This is a genomic window from Pseudomonas fluorescens (assembly GCF_002022275.1).
GTDB lineage: Bacteria > Pseudomonadota > Gammaproteobacteria > Pseudomonadales > Pseudomonadaceae > Aquipseudomonas > Aquipseudomonas fluorescens_AJ.
Genome location: NZ_MSDF01000053.1, coordinates 94,970 through 116,493, shown reverse-complemented (window position 1 = coordinate 116,493; position 21,524 = coordinate 94,970). Strand labels below are relative to the sequence as shown.

Annotated in this window: 19 protein-coding genes; 11 read left to right on the top strand and 8 right to left on the bottom strand. The window is 61.9% G+C overall.

Features of this window, described 5'->3' with window-relative positions:
* Positions 1–151: 151 nt before the first annotated feature.
* The 4 genes from BFW87_RS27375 to BFW87_RS27360 form a co-directional block, all read right to left on the bottom strand.
* Positions 152–943 carry a MipA/OmpV family protein gene (locus BFW87_RS27375; RefSeq protein ID WP_078742839.1) on the bottom strand — a complete coding sequence of 264 codons (792 nt, stop codon included), beginning with the start codon at positions 941–943 and terminating at the stop codon, positions 152–154.
* A 16-nt stretch (positions 944–959) separates the two neighbouring features.
* Positions 960–2,783 (bottom strand): serine hydrolase domain-containing protein, encoded by a 1,824-nt coding sequence (locus tag BFW87_RS27370; RefSeq protein ID WP_078742834.1) that lies wholly within the window; start codon positions 2,781–2,783, stop codon positions 960–962.
* 98 nt (positions 2,784–2,881) lie between these two features.
* Positions 2,882–3,370, bottom strand: coding sequence for a GFA family protein (locus BFW87_RS27365; RefSeq protein WP_078742833.1), 489 nt, complete (start codon positions 3,368–3,370; stop codon positions 2,882–2,884).
* 33 nt (positions 3,371–3,403) lie between these two features.
* Positions 3,404–4,294, bottom strand: coding sequence for a LysR family transcriptional regulator (locus BFW87_RS27360; protein ID WP_078742832.1), 891 nt, complete (start codon positions 4,292–4,294; stop codon positions 3,404–3,406).
* Between the two features lie 245 nt (positions 4,295–4,539).
* On the opposite strand from BFW87_RS27360, the gene BFW87_RS27355 reads away from it, so the two are divergent.
* From BFW87_RS27355 to dctM, 8 genes are all read left to right on the top strand, one after another.
* The gene (locus BFW87_RS27355) at positions 4,540–5,358 is read left to right on the top strand and encodes an FAS1-like dehydratase domain-containing protein (protein WP_078742831.1); all 819 of its coding nucleotides are present in this window, start codon (positions 4,540–4,542) and stop codon (positions 5,356–5,358) included.
* 26 nt (positions 5,359–5,384) lie between these two features.
* Entirely contained in the window at positions 5,385–6,548 is a 1,164-nt protein-coding gene (locus tag BFW87_RS27350; protein WP_078742830.1) for an acyl-CoA dehydrogenase family protein, read from the top strand.
* 10 nt (positions 6,549–6,558) lie between these two features.
* Entirely contained in the window at positions 6,559–7,908 is a 1,350-nt protein-coding gene (locus BFW87_RS27345; RefSeq protein WP_078742829.1) for an MmgE/PrpD family protein, read from the top strand.
* Positions 7,909–7,917: 9 nt separating this feature from the next.
* Positions 7,918–9,111 carry a CaiB/BaiF CoA transferase family protein gene (locus tag BFW87_RS27340; protein ID WP_078742828.1) on the top strand — a complete coding sequence of 398 codons (1,194 nt, stop codon included), beginning with the start codon at positions 7,918–7,920 and terminating at the stop codon, positions 9,109–9,111.
* Between the two features lie 117 nt (positions 9,112–9,228).
* Positions 9,229–10,044: an HpcH/HpaI aldolase/citrate lyase family protein gene (locus BFW87_RS27335; protein ID WP_078742827.1), complete on the top strand. Its 816-nt coding sequence runs from the start codon at positions 9,229–9,231 to the stop codon at positions 10,042–10,044.
* Between the two features lie 242 nt (positions 10,045–10,286).
* Entirely contained in the window at positions 10,287–11,270 is a 984-nt protein-coding gene (locus tag BFW87_RS27330) for a TRAP transporter substrate-binding protein (protein WP_078742826.1), read from the top strand.
* Between the two features lie 160 nt (positions 11,271–11,430).
* The gene (locus BFW87_RS27325; protein WP_078742825.1) at positions 11,431–12,063 is read left to right on the top strand and encodes a TRAP transporter small permease; all 633 of its coding nucleotides are present in this window, start codon (positions 11,431–11,433) and stop codon (positions 12,061–12,063) included.
* Positions 12,063–13,343 carry a C4-dicarboxylate TRAP transporter large permease protein DctM gene (gene dctM, locus BFW87_RS27320; protein WP_078742824.1) on the top strand — a complete coding sequence of 427 codons (1,281 nt, stop codon included), beginning with the start codon at positions 12,063–12,065 and terminating at the stop codon, positions 13,341–13,343. Before BFW87_RS27325 ends, dctM begins: the two co-directional genes overlap by 1 nt.
* Before the next feature lie 124 nt (positions 13,344–13,467).
* On the opposite strand, the gene ampC is transcribed toward dctM, so the two are convergent.
* On the bottom strand, positions 13,468–14,610 hold the full coding sequence (ampC, locus tag BFW87_RS27315; protein ID WP_078742823.1) for a class C beta-lactamase: 1,143 nt from the start codon (positions 14,608–14,610) through the stop codon (positions 13,468–13,470).
* 132 nt (positions 14,611–14,742) lie between these two features.
* On the opposite strand from ampC, the gene BFW87_RS27310 reads away from it, so the two are divergent.
* Together BFW87_RS27310 and BFW87_RS27305 are read left to right on the top strand one after the other, a co-directional pair.
* Positions 14,743–15,621 carry a LysR family transcriptional regulator gene (locus BFW87_RS27310; RefSeq protein ID WP_078742822.1) on the top strand — a complete coding sequence of 293 codons (879 nt, stop codon included), beginning with the start codon at positions 14,743–14,745 and terminating at the stop codon, positions 15,619–15,621.
* Positions 15,622–15,669: 48 nt separating this feature from the next.
* A complete protein-coding gene (locus tag BFW87_RS27305; RefSeq protein ID WP_078742821.1) occupies positions 15,670–16,563 on the top strand; it encodes a LysR family transcriptional regulator in 894 nt (297 codons plus the stop codon).
* On the opposite strand, the gene BFW87_RS27300 is transcribed toward BFW87_RS27305, so the two are convergent.
* The 3 genes from BFW87_RS27300 to BFW87_RS27290 form a co-directional block, all read right to left on the bottom strand.
* Positions 16,564–17,139, bottom strand: coding sequence for a DUF1349 domain-containing protein (locus tag BFW87_RS27300; RefSeq protein ID WP_078742820.1), 576 nt, complete (start codon positions 17,137–17,139; stop codon positions 16,564–16,566).
* Between the two features lie 69 nt (positions 17,140–17,208).
* Entirely contained in the window at positions 17,209–18,711 is a 1,503-nt protein-coding gene (locus tag BFW87_RS27295) for an amino acid permease (protein WP_078742819.1), read from the bottom strand.
* On the bottom strand, positions 18,708–19,979 hold the full coding sequence (locus BFW87_RS27290; protein ID WP_078742818.1) for an aspartate aminotransferase family protein: 1,272 nt from the start codon (positions 19,977–19,979) through the stop codon (positions 18,708–18,710). Before BFW87_RS27290 ends, BFW87_RS27295 begins: the two co-directional genes overlap by 4 nt.
* A 243-nt stretch (positions 19,980–20,222) precedes the next feature.
* Between BFW87_RS27290 and BFW87_RS27285 the strand changes: the two genes are divergently transcribed.
* Positions 20,223–21,407 (top strand): DUF2252 domain-containing protein, encoded by a 1,185-nt coding sequence (locus BFW87_RS27285; RefSeq protein ID WP_078742817.1) that lies wholly within the window; start codon positions 20,223–20,225, stop codon positions 21,405–21,407.
* Positions 21,408–21,524 lie beyond the last annotated feature (117 nt).

Sequence of the window (21,524 nt, the reverse complement as noted above, 5' to 3'; positions counted from 1 at the left end):
TAGAGCAGACCGCGTTCCCCCTGACAAAATGGAGATCCAAATGTGGGAGCGGGCTTGCTCGCGAATGCGGTGGGTCAGCCAATGAATCTATCAACTGACACGCCGCCTTCGCGAGCAAGCCCGCTCCCACATGTTGAATCGGTTTTTCAGCTTAGAAAGTGTACTCAAGCATCCCCATCACCGAGGTCTGCAACCGCCGCTCCACAATCGGGCTCTTGCCCGCTTCATCTGCCAGGTATTGCACATCCAGCAAGGTCGAGAACTGGGTGTGTTCGCTGATTGGCAGGCTCCACACCAGGTTCAGGCCGTTGCTGATATTGCCTGCTCCCGCCTTGTATGCCTTGAACCTGCTTTGCGCGGCCTGGCCGGTGGTGACGCCGTACCAGGTTTGCAGGTAATTGCGGTCGCCAAAGTGGCTGCTGAGGCTGGCGTCGATGGAGCCGTAGCGGCCTTCATAGAGGTTGGTGCCCAGGCTGAGTTCCAGATGGGTGTAGGCCTTGCCGGTGTCTTTGTGGTCGTCTTCCTTGAGGGCGTGTTCCAGGGTTGCGCCGGCAATCACGTTGCCCAGGTTGTAACTGGCGCTTACACCCAGTTGCGGGCGGGCTTTGATCTCGCCCATGCCTTTGAGGCGTTTGGAGCCGGCATGCATTGTTTCGTTTTTATCTTTGCGTGAGCCACTGGCGCCCACATACGCAGAGAAGCTCAACGCATTGCCTTCATAGCCCCAGCCCAGGCCTTTGTCGGTGTCGAGGAAGATCCCCCAGGGGCTGATGACTTTGCCGCCGAGCAGCGGCGCGGTCATGCGTTCGTCGCTGCCGCTGTAGCGTGGCACATTGCCCACGCCGGCTTTGAGGCTGTATTGCCAGTCTTCGGCAATCGCGGTGTCGGCGGCCGCGAGCAGGCACAGCGAGGTGAAGGACAGGCAGAGGTTTTTTGCGCGCATCAGGTGTTCGTCCATGTTAGAAGGTCAGGTTTTTTTGCGGAGAATTCGTGCGTTTGAAGGAGTAGCCCGAAGCACTGAGGCCGTTGATCTGGCGGCTCACGGTGTCGCCCAGGCCGTAGCCGTTGCCGGCCAGTACCGCGTGGGCGTTGTCGACGGGGAGCAGGATGTAATCGGTGAGCGGCTCGCCATGCAGTTGGCCGCGAATCACCAGGAAGCCTTCTTCCAGGCGCACGCTGATGCCGCTCAGCGGTGCATCGGGTTCAGGGGTGTTAAGCACTTGATAGGTGCCGATGGTGTCAGCCCAGGCCGCGGGCAGCGGCGGCGGGTCGATGTGTTCGCCGATGGCGATACGCTGGCCGTGGCTGCGGGCGGTGAGTATCTGCCGGCCCTGCACCGTGACCACGTCGAGTTGCACGCGGCCCAGTTCGCCAAGGTCCTTGCGCCAAAAGCCGAGGACTTTTTTCTGCGCGCGCAACCAGCCCTGGTCGTCGCGCAATAACTCAAAATCAAAGCCGGCCAGTTCCCCGGATAGCCGATCACGGTCATCCTTGATTCGGAACACACCCCACGCCGTGGCATAAAACCCGGCAAGGCGCTTGCGGTCGACGGCCGCCGGCACCTGGCGCAACTTGAGGCCATGGCTGGGTGCCTGGCAGTCGTCAGCGCACACGGGGTCGCCGGTTTGCGCCTGGAGCATCAGGCGCAGCGTGTCGGTGGACAGCGACACCACCATGTCCTCGGCGTTGCTGTCGTTGGCCATGATGATCACGGCCAGTTGCTGGTCCGGCAGCAGGGTCAACTGCGCGGCAAAGTCATCGCCGCCGCCGCTGTGTTGCCAGGTGCGTACGCCGGGGCCGACCGGTTCGTCGCCGCACGGCGCGAGGAACCAGCCCAAACCCATCTGGCAATCGAAGTCGAGGGCGTTGCCGGTGTTTTGCTGGGTGAACATTTCGTCAATCGAAGCACTGCCCACTACCTGCTGGCCTTTGTAGAGGCCTTTGGCAAACAGCATTCGTACATAGCGGCTGAGGTCTCTGGGGCTGGCCCACAACCCGCTGGAAGCCAGGTCACGCACTTGGGCGTCGCTGCTGGCGACGCCGTCTTCGTAACCCAGGGCGCGAAAGCTCCGTTGTGCGCCGGTGCCGACAAAACTCGACTGGTTCATTTCCAGTGGTTTGAGCAGGCGACTTTGCAGTTGTGCTTCGAAGCTTTTACCGCTGCTGCGCTCAATCGCCGCGCCGACCAGTGAGTAGCCCAGGTTGGAGTAAGCGACCTGGGTGCCCGGTAGGCTGCTCAGCCACACGCCGGAGACGCGCATCGGCATCTGGCCCATGGCGTAGCTGCTGCGCAGGTCGCGCAGGTGTTCGCTGGGCAATCCGGATTGATGGCTGAGTAAGCGGCGCAAGGTAATATCGCGGTCTGCCGCGCCTTGGTCGCTGTGAAACCGCGAGCGCACGTAGAACTCGCGCAGGGTTTGCTGGATCGGTGCGTCGAGGGCCAGCCGTTGCTGCTCCACCAGTTGCAGCGCCGCCGTCGCGGTCAGCAGCTTGGAAATGCCACCCGCGCGAAACGCCGTGTTCGGCGTCACCGGTACGCCCTGGGCCTTGTCTGCCAGGCCAAAGCCCCGCGCCCAGATCAGCTCCTGGCCGTTGACCAGGGCAATCGACAACCCGGCTACCTTCTCCCGGGCCATCTCCTGCGGGATGCGCGCTTGCAGGTAACGAATGATCGCGCCGTAATCACCCTTCGGGATTGGCGGCGGGGCAGCCGATTGCACGTGGCAACCGATGGTGCCCAGCAGACAACCCAACAGCGGAATGCCGCGCAATGTACGTAACATGAAGAGCACCCGGCGGGTGGTTTGGATGCTCAAATGCTAGGGCGGTGCGGCTCGGCGGTCTTTGAGAGCTTTGTCGAGAAACTGTCAAAGACTGTTAACTAACGGGTCAACCCCAAGCGCTGATGCCACTGGGCAATGGATTCTTCGGGGTATTCATCGAACTGCAAGTCGCCTTTGCGCACGCTGACTTCGACCCACGGCGCCTTGGAGCCCAGCATCAAATGCGTGTGCTCTGGCGGCACTGGCAACGGCGTGTCAATCGCCGAGGCAAACGGGTGAATCAGCTCAGGCCATTCGGGGCTGAACAGCCACAGCGCGCTGCCGCATTGCGAGCAAAAATGCCGCTCGGCGGTGCTCGCATGCGCACGGCTGGCGCCGTCCGGTTTAAGCCGCGCGTGGTAGATCGAAATCTGCTTGCGCCCGCGCACCTTCAAGCTGTCGGTGTCACCCGCCAGGTTGATCGCGTAACCGCCACCGCCCTGGGTCTTGCGGCAGATCGAGCAATAGCAACGCTGGTAAGGGTAGGGGTGGGCGCTGTTCAGACTGAACGTTACGGCGCCGCAATGGCAGGATCCTTCGAGATGCATGGGGAGTCTCCTCTGGCAAGGTGACTGATCAGCTTAGGCGCTCTGGGGCATCAACGTGGCAATCAACGCGCGAATGGTGCCGGGCAATGCCTCCAATTCGCGCACCAGGATACTGCGCTCGCGGATCGCCCATGGCTCATCGAGCTTCACCGTCACCAATTGCATGGTGCGGCTGTGCCGCACAGCTGCGGACTCGGGAATGATCCCGATCCCCACGCCAGCCTCGACCATCCGGCAGATCGCCTCAAAGCTCGACACCTGAATGCGCAGCGACAAATGCTTGCCGAGGCGTTCCACGTGTTCGCGCAAAAAGCTCAATAACGTGCTGCCTTCGTGCAGGCCGATGTGCTGATAGGCGAGGGTTTGCTCCAGCGTTACCGAGGGCTGCTTCGCCAACGGATGCCCCACGGGCACCATCAACACCAGTTCATCCGTGCTGAAGTGCAGCACCTGCAAACCCGCAGCTTCCACCGGCCCCGCGATGATGCCCATATCGCTGGTGCCATCGAGCACGCCACGCACGATATCGCGGGACAGGCGTTCCTGCAGGTCCACAGTCACTCCGGGGCGTTGGGACAAGAAGCCCGCCAGCACCTCCGGCAGAAACTCGGTGACCGCCGTGGTGTTGGCGAAGATGCGGATATGCCCGGCCGAGTCCACGCCGTACTGGGTGAATTCGCTTTTGAGGTAGTCCACCTGACGCATGATCAGCCGCGCATGGTGCAGCAGCCGCTCGCCGGCCGGGGTGATCTCCACGCCACGGCTGTCGCGGTACAACAGACGCGTGTCCAGCTGACCTTCCAGCGCCTTGATCCGCGCACTCGCGGCGGCCGGCGAGAGGAACGCGCGCTTGGCGCCCTGGGTCAGGCTGGGGGATTCGGCGATGTGGATAAACAGGCGCAGGTCGGCCAGATCGAAGTGCATGCAAGACACCTATTTCGGCAACGATAAAAATCAACTGTGGGAGCTGGCTTGCCTGCGATGGCGGTGTGCCTGTACCGACAACGCCACCTGACACACCGCTATCGCAGGCAAGCCAGCTCCCACAGGGAATAGGGTTGTGGCGTTCAGCATAACCGAACGCTGGTTTATTGAAATGCAAATTCTCAGAACGGGCAGGCGCTTGCATGATCCGGGGCAGACACTCACTGCCCGAGGACCTGCACCCGATGAGCGCCACCGACTGGATCGGCCGAAGCGAAACCGCCCACGACCACCTCAGCCATAACCTGCTCAAGCGCATTGCCGCCACATTGGGCGAAACGGTGCCCGAGGATGGCGCGGATCTGCCGCCGCTGTGGCAATGGTGCTTCTTCCAGGACCCGCTGCCGGAATCGGCGCTGGGCACTGACGGCCACCCGGCGCGTGGTGGGTTCTTGCCCCCCGCCGACAATCGCAACCGCATGTGGGCGGGTGGGCGTATCGAGTTCCTGCATGCCCTGCGTGCCGGTGAAACGGCCACCCGCGTATCGACCATCACCCAGGTTGAAGAAAAGACCGGCCGCACCGGCTCGCTGCTGTTTGTCACTGTGCGCCACGACTATTCCCAGAACGGCCGCCTGGCCATTCGTGAAGAACAAGACATCGTCTACCGCGAACCCACGCCGCCCAAACAAGGCAGCGGCGAGACGCTGCAGCCGGGCGAATGGGCCGAGGCCTTCGACCCCACCCCAACCTTGCTGTTTCGCTACAGCGCCGTGACCTTCAACGGCCACCGCATCCATTACGACTATCCCTACGTCACCGGCACCGAAGGCTATTCGGGCCTGGTGGTGCACGGGCCACTGATCGCCACCCTGGGCCTGCGTGCATTTTGCCGCGCACACCCCGAAGCCACTTTGCGCCGATTCGCCTATCGCGGCGTGCGCCCGTTGATCGCGCCACAGCCGTTTGAAGTTGCTGGGTGCCTCACCGGCAGCGGTGTTGCCGAGCTGTGGGCGGGCAACGCGGACGGTGTGGCGCAAAAAGCTGAAGTCCACTTCGAATAATCAGAACAACAGGCGGAGAGCCGTAAATGAACCCGAACGACAATGAAGAACTCAACGCCATCCGCGAAGGCGTGCGCGCCTTGTGCGCCGAGTTCGATGCGGCCTACTGGCGCAAAATTGACGAAGAAAAAGGCTTCCCCGAAGCCTTCGTCAAGGCCCTGACCGACGCCGGCTGGCTGTCGGCGATGATCCCTGAAGCATACGGCGGATCCGGCCTGGGCCTGGCCGAAGCCTCGGTGATTCTGGAGGAAGTGAACCGCTGCGGCGGCAACTCCGGCACCGTGCACGGCCAGATGTACAACATGTTCACCCTGCTGCGTCACGGCAGCGAGGCGCAGAAAAGCTTCTACCTGCCCAAACTTGCCAGCGGCGAATTGCGCCTGCAATCGATGGCCGTGACCGAGCCGACCACGGGCACCGACACCACCAAAATCAAAACCACCGCGATCAAGCGCGGTGACAAATACGTGATCAACGGCCAGAAAGTCTGGATCTCGCGGGTGCAGCATTCCGACCTGATGATCCTGCTGGCGCGCACCACGCCGCTGGCCGAGGTGAAGAAAAAGTCCGAAGGCATGTCGATCTTCCTCGTGGACCTGCGCGAAGCCATCGGCAACGGCCTGACCGTGCAACCCATCGCCAACATGGTCAACCACGAAACCAACGAGCTGTTCTTCGACAATCTGGAGCTGCCACTCGACAGCCTGATTGGCGAGGAGGGCAAGGGCTTCAAATACATCCTCGACGGCCTCAACGCCGAGCGCACCTTGATTGCCGCCGAGTGCATTGGCGACGGCCGTTGGTTTATCGAGAAGGCCAGCGCCTATGCCCGCGACCGCGTGGTGTTTGGCCGGCCCATCGGGCAGAACCAAGGTGTGCAGTTCCCGATTGCCGAGGCGCATATCGAAATCGAAGCGGCGGACCTGATGCGCTGGCGCGCCTGCGAGGAATACGACAGCGGCAAGAATGCCGGGGCCAGCGCCAACATGGCCAAGTACCTGGCGGCCAAAGCCTCGTGGGAAGCGGCCAACGCCTGCCTGCAAACCCACGGCGGTTTTGGCTTTGCCTGCGAGTACGACGTGGAGCGCAAATTCCGCGAGACGCGCCTGTACCAGGTAGCGCCGATCTCCACCAACCTGATCCTGTCCTACGTGGCCGAGCACCTGCTCGAATTGCCACGCAGCTTCTGAGGCGCTGACCATGAGCCATACCCAAGCCTTGTGTCGGTTTCTGGCCGATTTGAACTACGCGCAGCTGCCCGACAACGTACTGGCGCGCACCGAAGACCTGTATCTGGACTGGCTCGCCTCGGCCCTGGCGAGCAAGGGCGCACACCCGATTCCGCTGTTTGAGCGCTATGCGCAAAAGATGGGCCCGGCCAGCGGCTCGGCGCAGATGATCGTCAACGGCGGCAGCAGCAGCCCATATTTCGCGGCCTTGGTGAACGGCGCGTCGTCCCATCTGGTGGAGCAGGATGACCTGCACAACAGTTCCGTGCTGCACCCGGCGACCGTGGTGTTTCCCGCTGCGCTGGCGGCTGCGCAAGACCTCGGCAAATCCGGCCGTGACTTGCTGCTGGCCTCGGTCGCCGGGTATGAAGCCGGTATTCGCATCGGCGAATTCATGGGGCGCTCCCATTATCGCATCTTTCACACCACGGCCACCGTCGGCACGCTGGCGGCAGCCGTGGCCGTCGGCAAACTGCTGGATTTCAACGAAGAACAGTTCATCAACCTGCTCGGCAGCGCCGGCACCCAGGCCGCCGGGTTGTGGGAGTTTTTGCGCGATGCCGCCGACTCCAAGCAGCTGCACACGGCCAAGGCGGCGGCGGACGGTTTGCTCGCCGCTTACCTGACCGCAGACGGGCTGACCGGTGCGCGCAATATTCTGGAAGGCGACCAGGGCCTGGCAGCAGGCATGTCCAGCGATGCAGAGCCGAGCAAGTTATCCGCTGACCTCGGCAGCCGTTGGGCGCTGCTGGAAACCTCGTTCAAGTTCCACGCCTCGTGCCGCCACACCCATCCTGCGGCCGATGCGCTGCTCGATCTGATGCAGCGTGAAGGCCTCGGCGCCGAGCAGATCGCTCGTGTAGAAACCCGTGTCCATCAAGGCGCCATCGACGTACTTGGGCGCGTGAAAGTGCCTGCGTCTGTGCATCAGGCCAAATTTTCCATGGGCACCGTGCTCGGCCTGATCGCCGTACACGGCAAGGCCGGGCTGACCGAGTTTCACGAGTTAGCATTGACCGATCCCGCCGTCGCCACGTTTCGCGACAAGGTCAGCATGACCCTCGACCCCGAAGTCGACGGCGCCTACCCGCAACGCTGGCTCGGCCGCGTCACGGTGACCACCACGGATGGCCGCACGCTGCACGGCGCCATCGACGAGCCGAAGGGTGACCCGGGCAATACCCTGAGCCGCGCGGAGCTGGCGGATAAATTCCAGCGCCTGACCCAATTCAGCACTGCCCGTACTCCGGCCCAGGCCGACGCACTGATCGAAAAGGTCTGGAACCTGCGCAGTGCCGCGTCCATGGCCCACTGGCTTTAAGGAGCTGTCATGACTGATCCACGACCACTGGACGGCATCACTGTCGTCAGCCTGGAACACGCGATTGCCGCGCCTTTTTGCACCCGCCAATTGGCGGACCTCGGTGCCCGCGTGATCAAGGTCGAACGCCCAGGCGCCGGCGACTTTGCCCGTGGCTATGACGAGCGCGTACGCGGCCTGGCCTCGCATTTCGTGTGGACCAACCGCTCCAAGGAAAGCCTGACTCTGGACCTGAAGCAGGACGAGGCCGGCGACATCCTTGAAACCCTGCTGGCCGACGCCGATGTGTTGGTGCAGAACCTCGCACCCGGCGCGGCGGCGCGCATGGGCTTGTCGTTCGATGCGCTGCACGAGCGTTTCCCGCGGCTGATCGTCTGCGACATTTCCGGCTATGGCGAAGGGGGGCCGTACGAGAAGAAGAAGGCCTATGACCTGCTGATCCAGAGCGAAGGCGGCTTTCTGTCGGTGACCGGCGGCCCGGGTGAAGACCAGATGGCCAAGGCCGGTTGCTCCATCGCCGACATCTCCGCGGGTATGTACGCCTACAGCGGCATCCTTTCGGCGTTGCTGCTGCGCGGCAAAACCGGGAAGGGCAGCCGCATCGATGTGAGCATGCTCGAAAGCCTGGTGGAGTGGATGGGCTACCCGATGTATTACGCCTTCGACGGAGCGCCACAGCCGCCACGTGCCGGGGCCGCGCATTCGACGATTTACCCGTACGGGCCATTCCCGACCGGCGACGGCGGCACGGTGATGCTCGGTTTGCAGAACGAGCGCGAATGGGCGGCGTTCTGCGACAAGGTGCTGCTCACGCCATCGCTGGCGACGGATGAGCGTTTCTCCGCCAACTTCAAACGTTCGGCGAACCGCGAAGTGCTGCGCCAGATCATCGTCGACAGCTTTGCGCGGCTGGATGCTGAAGCCGTGATCCAGCGCCTGGAAGACGCGCAGATCGCCAGCGCCCGGGTCAACGACATGCAAGGCGTGTGGGACCACCCGCAACTCAAGGCGCGGGACAGTTGGCGCGAAGTCGACAGCCCGGCCGGGCCGTTGCCGTCGCTGCTGCCGCCTGCGCGCAATGCGGCGTTTATCCCGCGTATGGATGCTGTTCCTGCGTTGGGGCAGCACAGCCAGGGGATTCTGGATCAGCTGGGTTACTCCCCCGAATCTATCGCCAACCTCAAAACACGCGGTGTCATCTGACCCCTGTGGGAGCTGGCTTGCCTGCGATGGCGCCCAAGAGAGCACTGCAAGCCTCAAGGCCCTCATCGCAGGCAAGCCAGCTCCCACATTGGACCGTGATAACAAGGACATTCAGTTATGCCAAAACCTCTTGTGCGCTCTGCACTGTTTGTACCCGGAAGCCGCCCGGAGCGGTTCTCCAAGGCATTGGCGAGTGGCGCCGATGCGGTGATTGTGGATTTTGAAGACGCGGTGGAAGAACCGCTCAAGCGCCAGGCGCGAGACAACCTCGGGGCGTTTTTGACGGCCAATCCAGATGCTCACGTATGGGTGCGCATCAACGCGCCTGAACACGCTGAGCATTTTGAAGATGTGGCGTTCTGCAAAGCCCATTCAAACGTGTCAGGTGTATTGCTGCCGAAAGTGGAAAGCGCAGCTCAGGTGGCCGTGGTTGCCGCCACCGGCAAAGTGATCTGGCCGATTATCGAAAGCGCGCGAGGGTTATTGGCCGTGGCTGAAATCGCCCATGCACCCCAGGTACAGCGCCTGTCGTTTGGCGGGCTGGACCTGGCGCTGGACCTGAACCTGAGCAGCCATTCGACAGCGGCAAATTTCGCCCTCGACCAGGCACGCCTGGCGCTGATCGTGCATTCGCGCGCGGCCGGGCTGGTTGCGCCGCTGGACGGCGTGCACCCGGCCATCGACGACCCCGAAGGCCTGCGCCGTTCGATCCGGCATGCGTATGAGATGGGCTTTGCCGGTGCACTGTGCATTCATCCCAAGCAGGTGGCGGTGATTCATGAAGCGCTGGCGCCGAGTGCGGCGGATTTGGCCTGGGCGCAGCGCGTGGTAGAGGCCGGTGCCCATGGGGCAGGGGCCTATCAGATTGACGGGCAGATGGTGGATGCGCCCGTGCTGTTGCGGGCGCAAAGGCTATTGGCCGCCCAGCTCTAACTGAAGAAACCGGATCAAAAAATGTGGGAGCTGGCTTGCCTGCGATAGCGGTGTATCAGCCAATGAATTTACAGCCTGACCCACCGCTATCGCAGGCAAGCCAGCTCCCACACTGAATCTCTGTTGTCATGGCGACCTGCGTTCGTCTACGCCGAACGCAGGTATCTAAAATTCGAAATTCACTACACGCACTACATCAGGCACCTTGCCCTATAACACAACAATAAGAAGGTGATTTCCCCATGCTCAAGCTCTCCCGGGCGCTGCTGTGCGCCGCCACTTTGTTTGCTGCGGGCCTGGCCCAGGCGGCGGACCCGATTGTGATCAAGTTCGCCCACGTGGTCGCCGAAAACACCCCCAAAGGCCAGGGCGCGCTGCTGTTCAAGAAGCTCGCCGAAGAACGCCTGCCGGGCCGGGTCAAGGTTGAGGTGTACCCGAACTCTTCGCTGTTCGGCGATGGCAAGGAGATGGAGGCGCTGTTGCTGGGCGACGTGCAGATGCTGGCGCCGTCCCTGGCCAAGTTTGAGCAATACACCAAACAAGTGCAGATCTACGACCTGCCATTCCTGTTCAACGACCTGGCCGCCGTCGACCGCTTCCAGGCGGCGCAAGGCAAGGCGCTGCTGACGTCGATGCAGGACAAGAACATCCTCGGCCTGGCCTATTGGCACAACGGCCTCAAGCAACTCTCCTCGAACAAGGCCCTGCATGAGCCCAAGGACGCCCGCGGCCTGAAGTTCCGCGTGCAGGCGTCCAGCGTGCTGGAGGAGCAGTTCAAGGCGATCCGCGCCAACCCGCGCAAGATGAGTTTTGCCGAGGTCTATCAGGGCCTGCAGACCGGCACCGTGAATGGCACCGAGAACACCTGGTCGAACTATGAAAGCCAGAAGGTCAACGAGGTGCAGAAGTACTTCACCGAGTCCAACCATGGCCTGATCGACTACATGGTGATCACCAACGCCAAGTTCTGGAATGGCCTGCCGCCGGATATCCGCAGCACCCTGGACCAGATCATGGTCGAGGTCACGGTCGAGGTGAACAAACAGGCTGAGGCGCTGAACCAGTCGGCCAAGCAAAAGATCATCGACGCCAAGACCAGCGAAATCATCGAACTGACCCCCGAGCAACGCCAGCTGTGGCGCGAAGCCATGCGCCCGGTGTGGCAGAAGTTTGAAGGGGAGATTGGTGTGGACCTGATCAAGGCTGCGGACGCGTCCAACCAGTGATCGCTTGAGCGAAGCCGATCAACTGTGGGAGCTGGCTTGCCTGCGATAGCGTTTTATCTGACACACCGCTATCGCAGGCAAGCCAGCTCCCACAGAGGTCTTCTTCCACAGTTTGATCCGGTTTCACCCCGACATCTTTCCCGCTTCGCGAGGTTTTGCCATGCAAACGCTAAGGCGCGTCTGGGAGCACCTGGAGGAAGGTTTCATTGCCTTCCTGCTGGCCGCCATGACCCTGGTCACATTCGTCTACGTCATGCTCAACAACATCTACACGCTGTTCTTTTCCCTGGCTGACAAGTGGGCGTTCAGCAGCAATTTCTTCAACGCCTTGGGCGACGGCACCATGACTTGGGCCCAGGACATGACCTGGAGCGTGGCGCTGACCAAGGCCATGTTCGGCTGGCTGATCTTCTTCGGCATTTCCTACGGTGTGCGCACCGCCGGCCACTTGGGCGTCGACGCGCTGGTCAAGCTGACCAAGCGCCCGGTGCAACGCCTGCTCGGCATGCTCGCCTGCCTGTGCTGCCTGGCCTATGCAGGGCTGTTCATGGTCGCCAGCTATAAGTGGGTCAGCGCGGTAATGACCGCCCACATCGGCGCCGAAGACCTTGACCAATATGGCGTTGACGTCGGCGACATCGTGATCATCGTGCCCATCGGTTTCGCCCTGGTGTTTATCCGCTACCTGGAAATTTTCTACCGCATTTTCACCCACCGTCAGGTCGGGTTGGGCTTGGCCGACGAGGCCGGTGAGGCCAGCAAGTTGGCCGGCAGCCATGAGGAGCGTCACTGATGGCCGTGCTCTGTCTGTTTTTGCTGTTGTTCGTGTTTATGTTTCTCGGCGTGCCCATCGCGATTTCCCTGGGCCTGTCTGGCGCAGTGTCGATCCTGATGTTCAGTCAGGACTCGGTGAGTTCGCTGGCGATCAAGCTGTTTGAAACCTCCGACGCCTACACCTTTCTGGCGATTCCGTTCTTCCTGCTCTCCGGCGCGTTCATGACCACCGGCGGCGTGGCGCAGCGGCTGATCGACTTTGCCAACGCCTGTGTCGGCCACATCCGTGGCGGTCTGGCGATTGCGGCGGTGCTGGCGTGCATGCTGTTTGCCGCGCTGTCCGGTTCGTCACCGGCCACGGTTGCGGCAGTGGGCTCGATTGCCGTGGCGGGCATGGTGCGTTCCGGCTACCCGAAGGAATTCGGCGCGGGGATCATCTGCAACGCCGGTACGTTAGGCATCCTGATTCCGCCGTCGATTGTGATGGTGGTGTACTCGGCAGCCACCGAAACTTCGGTCGGCAAGCTGTTTATGGCCGGGGTAATTCCCGGGCTGCTGCTGGGCCTGATGTTGATGGTCGCGATCTACATCGTCGCGCGCATCAAGAAGCTGCCGGCTCAGCCACGGGCGACCTTCCGCGAATGGCTGACCTGCGCACGCCGCGCATTCTGGGGCTTGCTGCTGTTGGTGATCATCCTCGGCGGCATCTACAGCGGCATGTTCACACCGACGGAAGCGGCGGCCGTGGCGGCGGTGTACTCGGCGTTTGTGGCCTTGTTCATCTACAAGGACATGAAGCTGCGCGATTGCCCCAAAGTACTGCTGGAGTCCGGGCGGCTGGCGATCATGCTGATGTTTATCATCGCCAACGCCATGCTGTTTGCCCACGTGCTGACCACCGAGCAGATCCCGCAGGAAATCACCGCGTGGGTGATCTCTGAAGGGCTGACGCCGATCGGTTTCCTGATCATGGTCAACGTGGTGCTGCTGGTGGCGGGCAGCTTTATGGAGCCGTCGGCGATCGTGCTGATCCTGGCGCCGATCTTCTTCCCGATTGCGATGAAGTTGGGGATTGACCCGATTCATTTGGGGATTGTGATGGTGGTCAACATGGAGATTGGCTTGGTGCATCCGCCGGTGGGGTTGAATTTGTTTGTGACCTCGGCGGTGACCGGGCTGACCCTCGGTGAGACGATTCGCGCGGCGCTGCCGTGGCTGATGATTCTGTTGGTGTTCCTGATTATGGTCACGTACTTACCATTTATCTCGCTGGCGCTGCCGCACTGGCTTGGCATGTAAGTCACACCGCAAAACAAGGTGGGAGGGGGCTTGCTCCCGAAGGCGGTGGGTCAGTGACGAATTAGTCGACTGATACATCGCCTTCGGGAGCAAGCCCCCTCCCACATTTGATTGTTGTTCGGCTTTAGTGGTCCAGCGCGCTCAGGATTGCGTGGGCCACCTTGACCCGTTCGGCATTCGGGTAGTTCTTGTTCGCTAGAATCACCACGCCAATATCCTTGCTCGGCACATACGCCACGTAGGCACCAAACCCGCCGGTAGACCCGGTTTTGTTGAACAGAACGTCAGCCGTCTGCGCCTTGGCCGGGTTCAGCCAAGTGACCTTGTGTGGCTGCATGGCCATTTCAGTGGAGTTGCCGTCCAGCAATTCCTGCAACTTGATCGGGTAGGGGTAGGCTTCCCAGCCCAGGCCCTGGGTCATGCCGTTCACGGTGTAATAGCCGGTGTGAGTGGTGGCGATGGCATGCTGCAGCGGTTTTTCCAGGGTGTCGGGGTGCATGTTCGCGATCATATAGCGGGCCATGTCCTGGGTGCTGGTCTTGATGCCGTAGGCTTCACTGTCCAGTGCGCCCGGGCTGACGCGTACCGGTTTTTGATCCTTGTCGTAGCCTTGGGCGTAGCGGGCGGACTTTTCGTCGGGCACTGTTACGTGGGTGTTCTTCAGCCCCAGTTTGGGCAGCAGGGTTTGCTCCATGGCCACGTTGAAGGGCTGGCCGAGGCTTTGCGCGGCCAGGTAGCCGAACAGGCCAATGCTGGGGTTGGAATAGAGGCGCTGTACGCCGGGAGCGTAGGTCGGTTTCCAGTGCTGGAAGTAAGTCAGCATCGTCGCGGCGCTGTCGGCGGCGTCGGGGAATTGCAGCGGCAAGCCACCGGGGGTGTAGGTCGCCAATTGCAGCAGGCTGATGCGGTCAAACACGCTGCCAGCCAGTGCGGGCAAATGCTCGCTGGCCTTGTCCGACAGCTGGAGCTTGCCGGTCGCTTGGGCATAACCGCCCAAGGTGGCGGTAAAGGTTTTGCTCACCGAACCGATTTCAAACAGGGTGTCTTCGGTGACGGCCTGTCGGGTGGTTTTGGAGGCCAGGCCGTAGTTAAAGTATTGCACCTGGCCTTTGTTCACCACGGCAACCGACAGGCCCGGAATGCCTTGTTGCTTCATCAGTGGCTCTATGCGGCTGTCCACGAGCGTGCGCAAATCGGTGGCGGCCATACAGGTGCCGGACGCTAACAACAAGGCTGACATCAGAATTTTTTGTACGTTATGTTTCATGGTGATTCGCTTCCCTGTAAAGGATGTGCTGACGATCAAGGCCTGCGCAGGCGTGGCAAATCTAGGTGGCTTTTGTGTACGGGGCAAACGATGATATCTCGCACCTGCCATTAGAAAAATTAAGGGCTCAGCATGCTGCGTTCCCATTTGCCCCTCAATGCCTTGCGTGCCTTCGAGGCGTCGGCTCGCCATTTGAGCTTTACCCGGGCGGCCATCGAGTTGTGCGTGACCCAGGCGGCGGTCAGCCATCAGGTCAAAAGCCTGGAGGCGCAACTTAATGTCACCTTGTTCAAGCGGCTGCCACGCGGTCTGATGCTGACCAGCGAAGGCAAAACCCTGTTGCCGGTGGTGCGCGAGTCATTTGACCGCATCTCTCAAACCCTCAGTCAGTTCGAGGGCGGGCATTACCGCGAGGTGCTCACGGTCGGCGCGGTGGGCACGTTTGCCGTGGGCTGGTTGCTGCCGCGCTTGCCCGACTTTCAGGCGCGTTATCCGTTCATCGACCTGCGCCTGTCCACTCACAACAACCGAGTAGACGTAGCCGCCGAAGGCCTCGACTACGCGATTCGCTTCGGCGCCGGTGCCTGGCATGGTACCGACGCCTGCGAACTGCTGGCGGCGCCATTGACGGTACTCTGCGTGCCCGCGATTGCCGAGCAACTGCACACACCGGCTGACCTGTTGAAACACACGTTGCTGCGCTCCTACCGTGCCGATGAGTGGACGCAATGGTTCCAGGCCGCCGGCTTGCCCGCCGACACGTTGGTGCCGCGCAGCATTGTGTTTGATTCTTCGCTGGCAATGATGGAGGCCGCGCTGCAAGGCATTGGCGTGGCGTTGGCCCCCGCCATGATGTTCTCGCGCCAGCTGGAAAGTGATGTGATTCGCCAACCCTTCGACGTCGGGATCACCACCGGCAGCTACTGGCTGACGCGTTTGCAATCGCGAACGGAAACCTCGGCGATGGTGGCGTTCAAGGGGTGGTTGCAAGCCGTATCCACCGACGCCTGACTCGTGCCATTCTCGCCGCTGAACCCGACAAAAAGATCAGGAGACTCGATGCAGACTTCCGGCGTGGACATCCGTCAACTCAAGGCCTTTGTGGTGGTCGCCGAGGAACTCAGTTTTGTGCGTGCTGCCACCCGCTTGCACGTCTCGCAGCCCGCATTGTCGCAAACCATTCGCCAGTTCGAGGCGATGCTGGAGGTGCAGCTGTTCGAGCGCAATACCCGCAATGTGGCGCTGACCGGTGCAGGCCAGGCGCTGCTGGTGGAGGCCCGGGAGATCGTCAACGGTGTCGGCCGCCTGGTCCAGGCGGCCCGGGAGCATGCACGGGGCGTGCGCGGTTGCTTGACTGTCGGCTTCCTGATCGGCGCCGGGGTCGACCTGATGCCGCAAATTCTCAGCGTGTTCGCCAAGCGCTATCCCGAGATTGAATTGGTGGTGCGCGAATACGATTTCGGCTCGCCGCTGGCTGGGATCAATGAAGGCATGGACGTGGCCGTGCTGCGCCCGCCGCTGGGGCTGCCCGACATTGAATTGCACACCCTGGTGTCCGAGCCCTGTGTGGCCTGCCTGGCGTCCAGCCACCGGTTGGCGGGAGAGAGCCGCGTCAGCGTGCATGAGCTTTTGGATGAGCCGATCATTGCCGCGCCCGGCGTGGGCGTATGGCGCAGTTACTGGACGGCCGATGCCTACCGCAACGGGCAACCGGCGCGAATCGTTCACGAAGCCTCGACGGTGGAGACCGAGTTGCAGGCGGTGGCCTCGGAGCGCGGTATCAGTATCACCGCGCTGTCCACCGCACGCTTTTACGCGCGGCCTGGGTTGGCGTTTCCGGTGATCAGCGACATGCCGATGTGTGAAGTCGCGGTGGCCTTGCCGCCGCACCCGAGCAGGGCCGCGCGCAACTTTGCCGCGCTGGCGCTGGAAGTGGCGGGCAGCCGCAGTTGATCAGGACAGATCGTGCAGGGCCTTGCCGTTAGGCATACCGACCTGCCACTCGGAAAAGCTGACCTGCAGACCGCCGCGTTCAGGCGTGCAGCAGTAAGGCCCGACCTGATAGGACGCCGCGCGCGGGAAGGGCGCCAGGCGCACCAGCGGCCATCGCACGCCGTCCACTGACACCTGCACGCGCAGCACGCCTTGGGCCACCGTTGCCCGAATCCAGAATGCCTGCGGGTCGCCGGGGAATACACCCGTCGCCCAGTCTGAAACCTCGTCGGTCAGCACGCTGCTTAACAGTGTTACACCGTCGGAGAGCTCGGCGCCGATCTTCACCCAATGCGCTTCATCCACCCGCACAATCAACCCGGCCTGGTCGTACAAATGCTCAAAGTCGCCTTCGATTTTCACCTGGGCGGTAAAGTCGCCCGCCGTCTGCACACGCAGAAAATGACCGTTGTCGCGAACGAAGCCGTAATGGGTTTCGCGCCAGAAATCGGTGTGGGCGTCGGTGGTGACCGTGAGCCGGTCATCACGAAGGGTCCATTGCTGAGGCGGGTTGAGCCAGGTGGCGTGTTCGAACATTGGCAAAGCTCCTTGTGATGGAAAACACAAAACCCCGATCAAGGGGTTTTGTGCAGGGCAACAACGCGGTCAGTGATCGAGTAATTTGCTGCTCGGGCCGGCGCTGCCATTGTTAAGGCGCGCACGCAGCGAGAACAGCCACCACAGTACGCCGACCCCCAGTGTAACGCCGGTGGTGATCGCGCCGGTGTGGCTTTCCTCGGGCACGCTGAGGGTGAGGATCACGGCAATGGCCCAGGCACCGCCCAGCAGGATCATCGGCAATAACCACCGCCCGAGGCTGAACACACCATCCGGTGCACCGGGCATGCGGCCGTTGCGATAGGCCAGGAACGCTGCGATCAAGGTCAGCAGGTAGGTGCAGTAATACGTCAGGCCGACCATTGAGTAGATCGCCGTCACAAAACCGCCGCTGGCCAGGTTGAGCAGCACGGCGATGGCGGTGATCAACACGATGGCGGCAACCGGCGTGCCGAAGTGCGGGTTGATCTTCGCCAGCACCCTGGAGCCTGGCAGCATGTTGTCCCGCGACAGCGCGAAGGTCATGCGGGTCGCCACCGCCATGTTGGCGATCAGGCAAGCCAGGATCGAGGCGAAGGCAATCACGAGCATGCCTACGCCCGCTGCGTTACCCAGTTGCAGGCGCACGATATTGATCACCGGGTTTTCACTGTGGCTGAGCAACTCGCTGATCGAGCCCGGAATCGCCATGCTGAGCAGCGCAAACACCACAAAGCCCAGCACGCTGGACACCAGTACCGCACGAATCATCGCCCTGGGCGCGGCGCGACGGGGGTCTTTGGTTTCTTCGGACAGGTCAGCGGCGCCTTCCCAGCCCAGCAACACGGACACCGGCAACAGCGTGGCGAGGGCGAGGGTGGTGAAGCTGATCTCGCCGCCGCTCACCGGCTGTGCAGACGTCAGGATCGCCACGCCCTGGGTGTGTTCGAAGAAGAACAACACGCCGAAAAACAAGGCAATCGCCAACAGCACGGTGCCAATGATTTCGATGATTGCGCCGATGTCGTTGATGCGCGTAGCCAGGCGAATCCCGCAGATATTCAACAGCCCCACCACCAGCGTGGCGCCGATGCTCAGGCCCTGGATCTGGCCCTGGGTGGGGTTGGCCCAGATCTCCGGCGCGAACACCGTGCCGATCGCCGCTGAGGTGGCGGCGGTACCGGCGACAAACGAGGTAAACGCGACCCAGCCGGTGAACCAGCCGAAATGGTTGCCTGCCAAGCGGCTCGACCATTGGTAAGCGTAGCCGGTGAGTGGAATACGCCCGGCGAGGTGGCAGTAGACCATGACGATGCAGCACACCAGCGGGATCACCAGCAGCCACAACAGGATGCCGATGCCGCCCACCCGGTTGAACGGGTCGGCAAACAGCGTCACCACGCCGGTGTTGATCGAGACCATGGAGAAGGCCAGGGCAAACGAGGTGAAGGCACTCATGGTGCGGTGCATCTTTTGTTCGTATCCGAGGCTTGCGAGATCGGCGTCGTCGCTTGAGAGTGGCGCCTGCGCATTCGGTGGGGCGGTCACCGGGGTTTCAACGAGTGTGTTCATGAACGTTGCTCCTCGATGATGCCGATCACCTCATCCAGCACGTCAAGGGCCTTGGCCAGCAGCGGGCGTTCGATGTCCAGCGGTGGCTTGACCTTGATCAGGTTGCCCAGGCCTGCATAGCGGCTTTCGCCAAACAATACGCCGCGTTCCAGCCCGAGGCGATAGACCTCTTGGGATTCACGGCATGCCGGCTCTTTGGTGGTGCGGTCTTTGACCAGTTCGATGGAAGCCATCAGGCCGGGGCAACGCACGTCGCCGATCAGCGGGTGGCGCGTCTGCATCTCCTTGAGCCGCTCGGTGATGTATTCACCCGACTCGCGCGCCTTGTCGCAAAGACCGTCGGCGACGATGGCTTCCACGGCGGCGTAACCGGCCGCCAATGAGACCGGGAAGTGGCCGAAGGTCAGGGCTTCTTCGCCTTCGTCAAACCACTTGAGCTTGTCATCCGCGAGGATGCCGGCCAGCGGGAAGCCGCCGCCTACGCCTTTGCCGAATACGATGATGTCGGGCAGCACATCGTAATAGTCCGCCGCCCACATGGTGCCCATGCGCCCGAAACCGGTTTGCACTTCATCGAAAATCAACAGCACACCGAGGCGATCGCAAATCTCGCGCACGCCTGTGTAGTAAGAGCGCGGGAATTCGATATGCCCGCCATTGCCCTGGATCGGCTCCATCATCACCGCCGCCACGCCACCGTCGACGCCTTTGAGAATGGTGTCTTCGAGCAAGCCCAGGCACAGCTGCGACTCGGTCTCCGGATCAAGACCCAGGCGGGTGCGGTAGGGGTTGGGGTGAGGCACGCGGGTAAACCGCGGTTGAATCGCCAGAAACGGGTTGTTCGGGTGCGGCCAACTGGCGCCGAGGGTGGCCAGCGAACGGCCGTGGTAACCGTCTTGCAGCACCAGCAGATTTTGCGCGCCGGGGCGGTTTTTGAACGCCAGCTTCATCGCCATTTCACCGGCGAGGCTGCCGTGCAGGGCAAAGCCCATCTGGTTGAGGGTGGCTGGCGAGACTTCGCGCAGTTTGGCCACCAGACGGGTGTGGGCGGGTGAGCCGAAGTTGGGGCGGATATGGGTCATGTCGCGCAATTGCGCAATGGCCGCCTCCACCACGCGCGGGTCGTTGGCCCCCAGGTTGTTCGACCATGCCTGGGCGGTGCAATCGATGTATTCCTTGCCGGTGTCGTCCCAGACCAGCGAGCCACGGGCCTTGACCAGGTTGATCTTGGCGGGCGCCTTGAGTGCGGTGTTCATCACGTCATTCATCTGCTTTATCTCTTTTGTTAGGGCGGCAGTGTTTGTGGATGGGTGCAGTTAGGGTTGTGACTCGCTGCATCGAGTGAGGTCGATGCTAGCGCGCAGGGCAGGGCGATTAGAAAGACGGATGAGCGAGGGATTATTTGGCGTGGCTTATGAATGGCGCAGGCTTTTTGCCACTTATTTTTGAAACATCATGAAACATTTTGCCGAGGCCAGCGCTCTACCGCTTCTCCCGCACTGAGTTCATCCATGAAAACCCCGCGTCCCGCCGACCGCATTCCTCACCTCACGCAATTGCGCAATCTGAAGATGGCGCGCTCCGCCCACGCCTACGTGCGTGGCAGCACCGTGCAATTTTACGAATGGCTGCACAGTCTGCCCGGCCGGCGTTTGCCCCATGGCCCGGCGATCTGGATCTGCGGCGATTGCCACGCGGGCAACCTGGGCCCGACCGGTGACAAAAAAGGCCGCATCGACATGCACATCCGCGACCTCGACCAAACCGTGATCGGCAACCCGGCCCACGACCTGGTGCGTCTGGCGTTGTCACTCGCCACCGCCGCGCGTGGCTCGGATTTACCCGGCGTGACCACGGCGCGCATGCTCGAAGAAATGATGGTGGGCTACGAACAGGCGTTCAAAGACAAGCCCGACGAAGCGCCGCCGCGCCCCTCCCAGGTCAAGGCGGGCATGCGCAGCGCGGTGGCGCGCACCTGGAAAAGCCTGGCGCAGGAACGTATTGAAAATGCACGCCCGACGATTCCGCTGGGTAAACATTTCTGGTCGATGTCACGGGCGGAAAAAAGCGCGCTCGACACCCTCTGCGCCTCTGATGACCTTCATCAACTGGTCACCTCACTCAAGGGCCGCCCCAAGGACGCCAAGGTCGAACTGCTGGATTCGGCCTACTGGGTCAAGGGCTGCAGCTCCCTCGGCTTGTTGCGCTACGCGGCCTTGCTCGGCGTGGGCGACAAGGACGACCAGGAATACTGCCTGATCGACATCAAGGAAGCCGTCGGCGCCGCCGCACCCCGCACGGCGCGGGCGAAGATGCCTCGGGACAATGGCCGCCGCGTGGTGGAAGGCGCGCGCCAGCTGTCACCGGGTTTGGGCGAACGCATGCTGGCCACGCGCTTCCTGGACCACGGTTTTTTCATCCGCGAATTGCTGCCCCAAGACATGAAACTGGAGCTGGATGAGCTGAGCGAAATCGACGCCATGCACGCCGCCGGCTACCTCGCGCGCGTGGTCGGCATCGCCCATGCCCGGCAAATGGACCGCGCGACGCGTAAGGACTGGATGGCGGTGTTGCAGGAGAATCGCTCGAAGCAACTGGATGCGCCATCGTGGTTATGGACCAGCGTGGTGCAGTTGGTGGGGAGCCATGAGCAAGGCTATCTGAACCATTGCCGACGGTATGCGTTGGAACACTGAGCGGGTTGCGAAACGCACGTGAATCGCTGCGCTAGTCGAGAATAAGGCTTATGCGTAGCGAGGCATTAAAATCATTAACTTTGTAATTGTTTGTGTTTTTCGACCTGTATCCTGGGG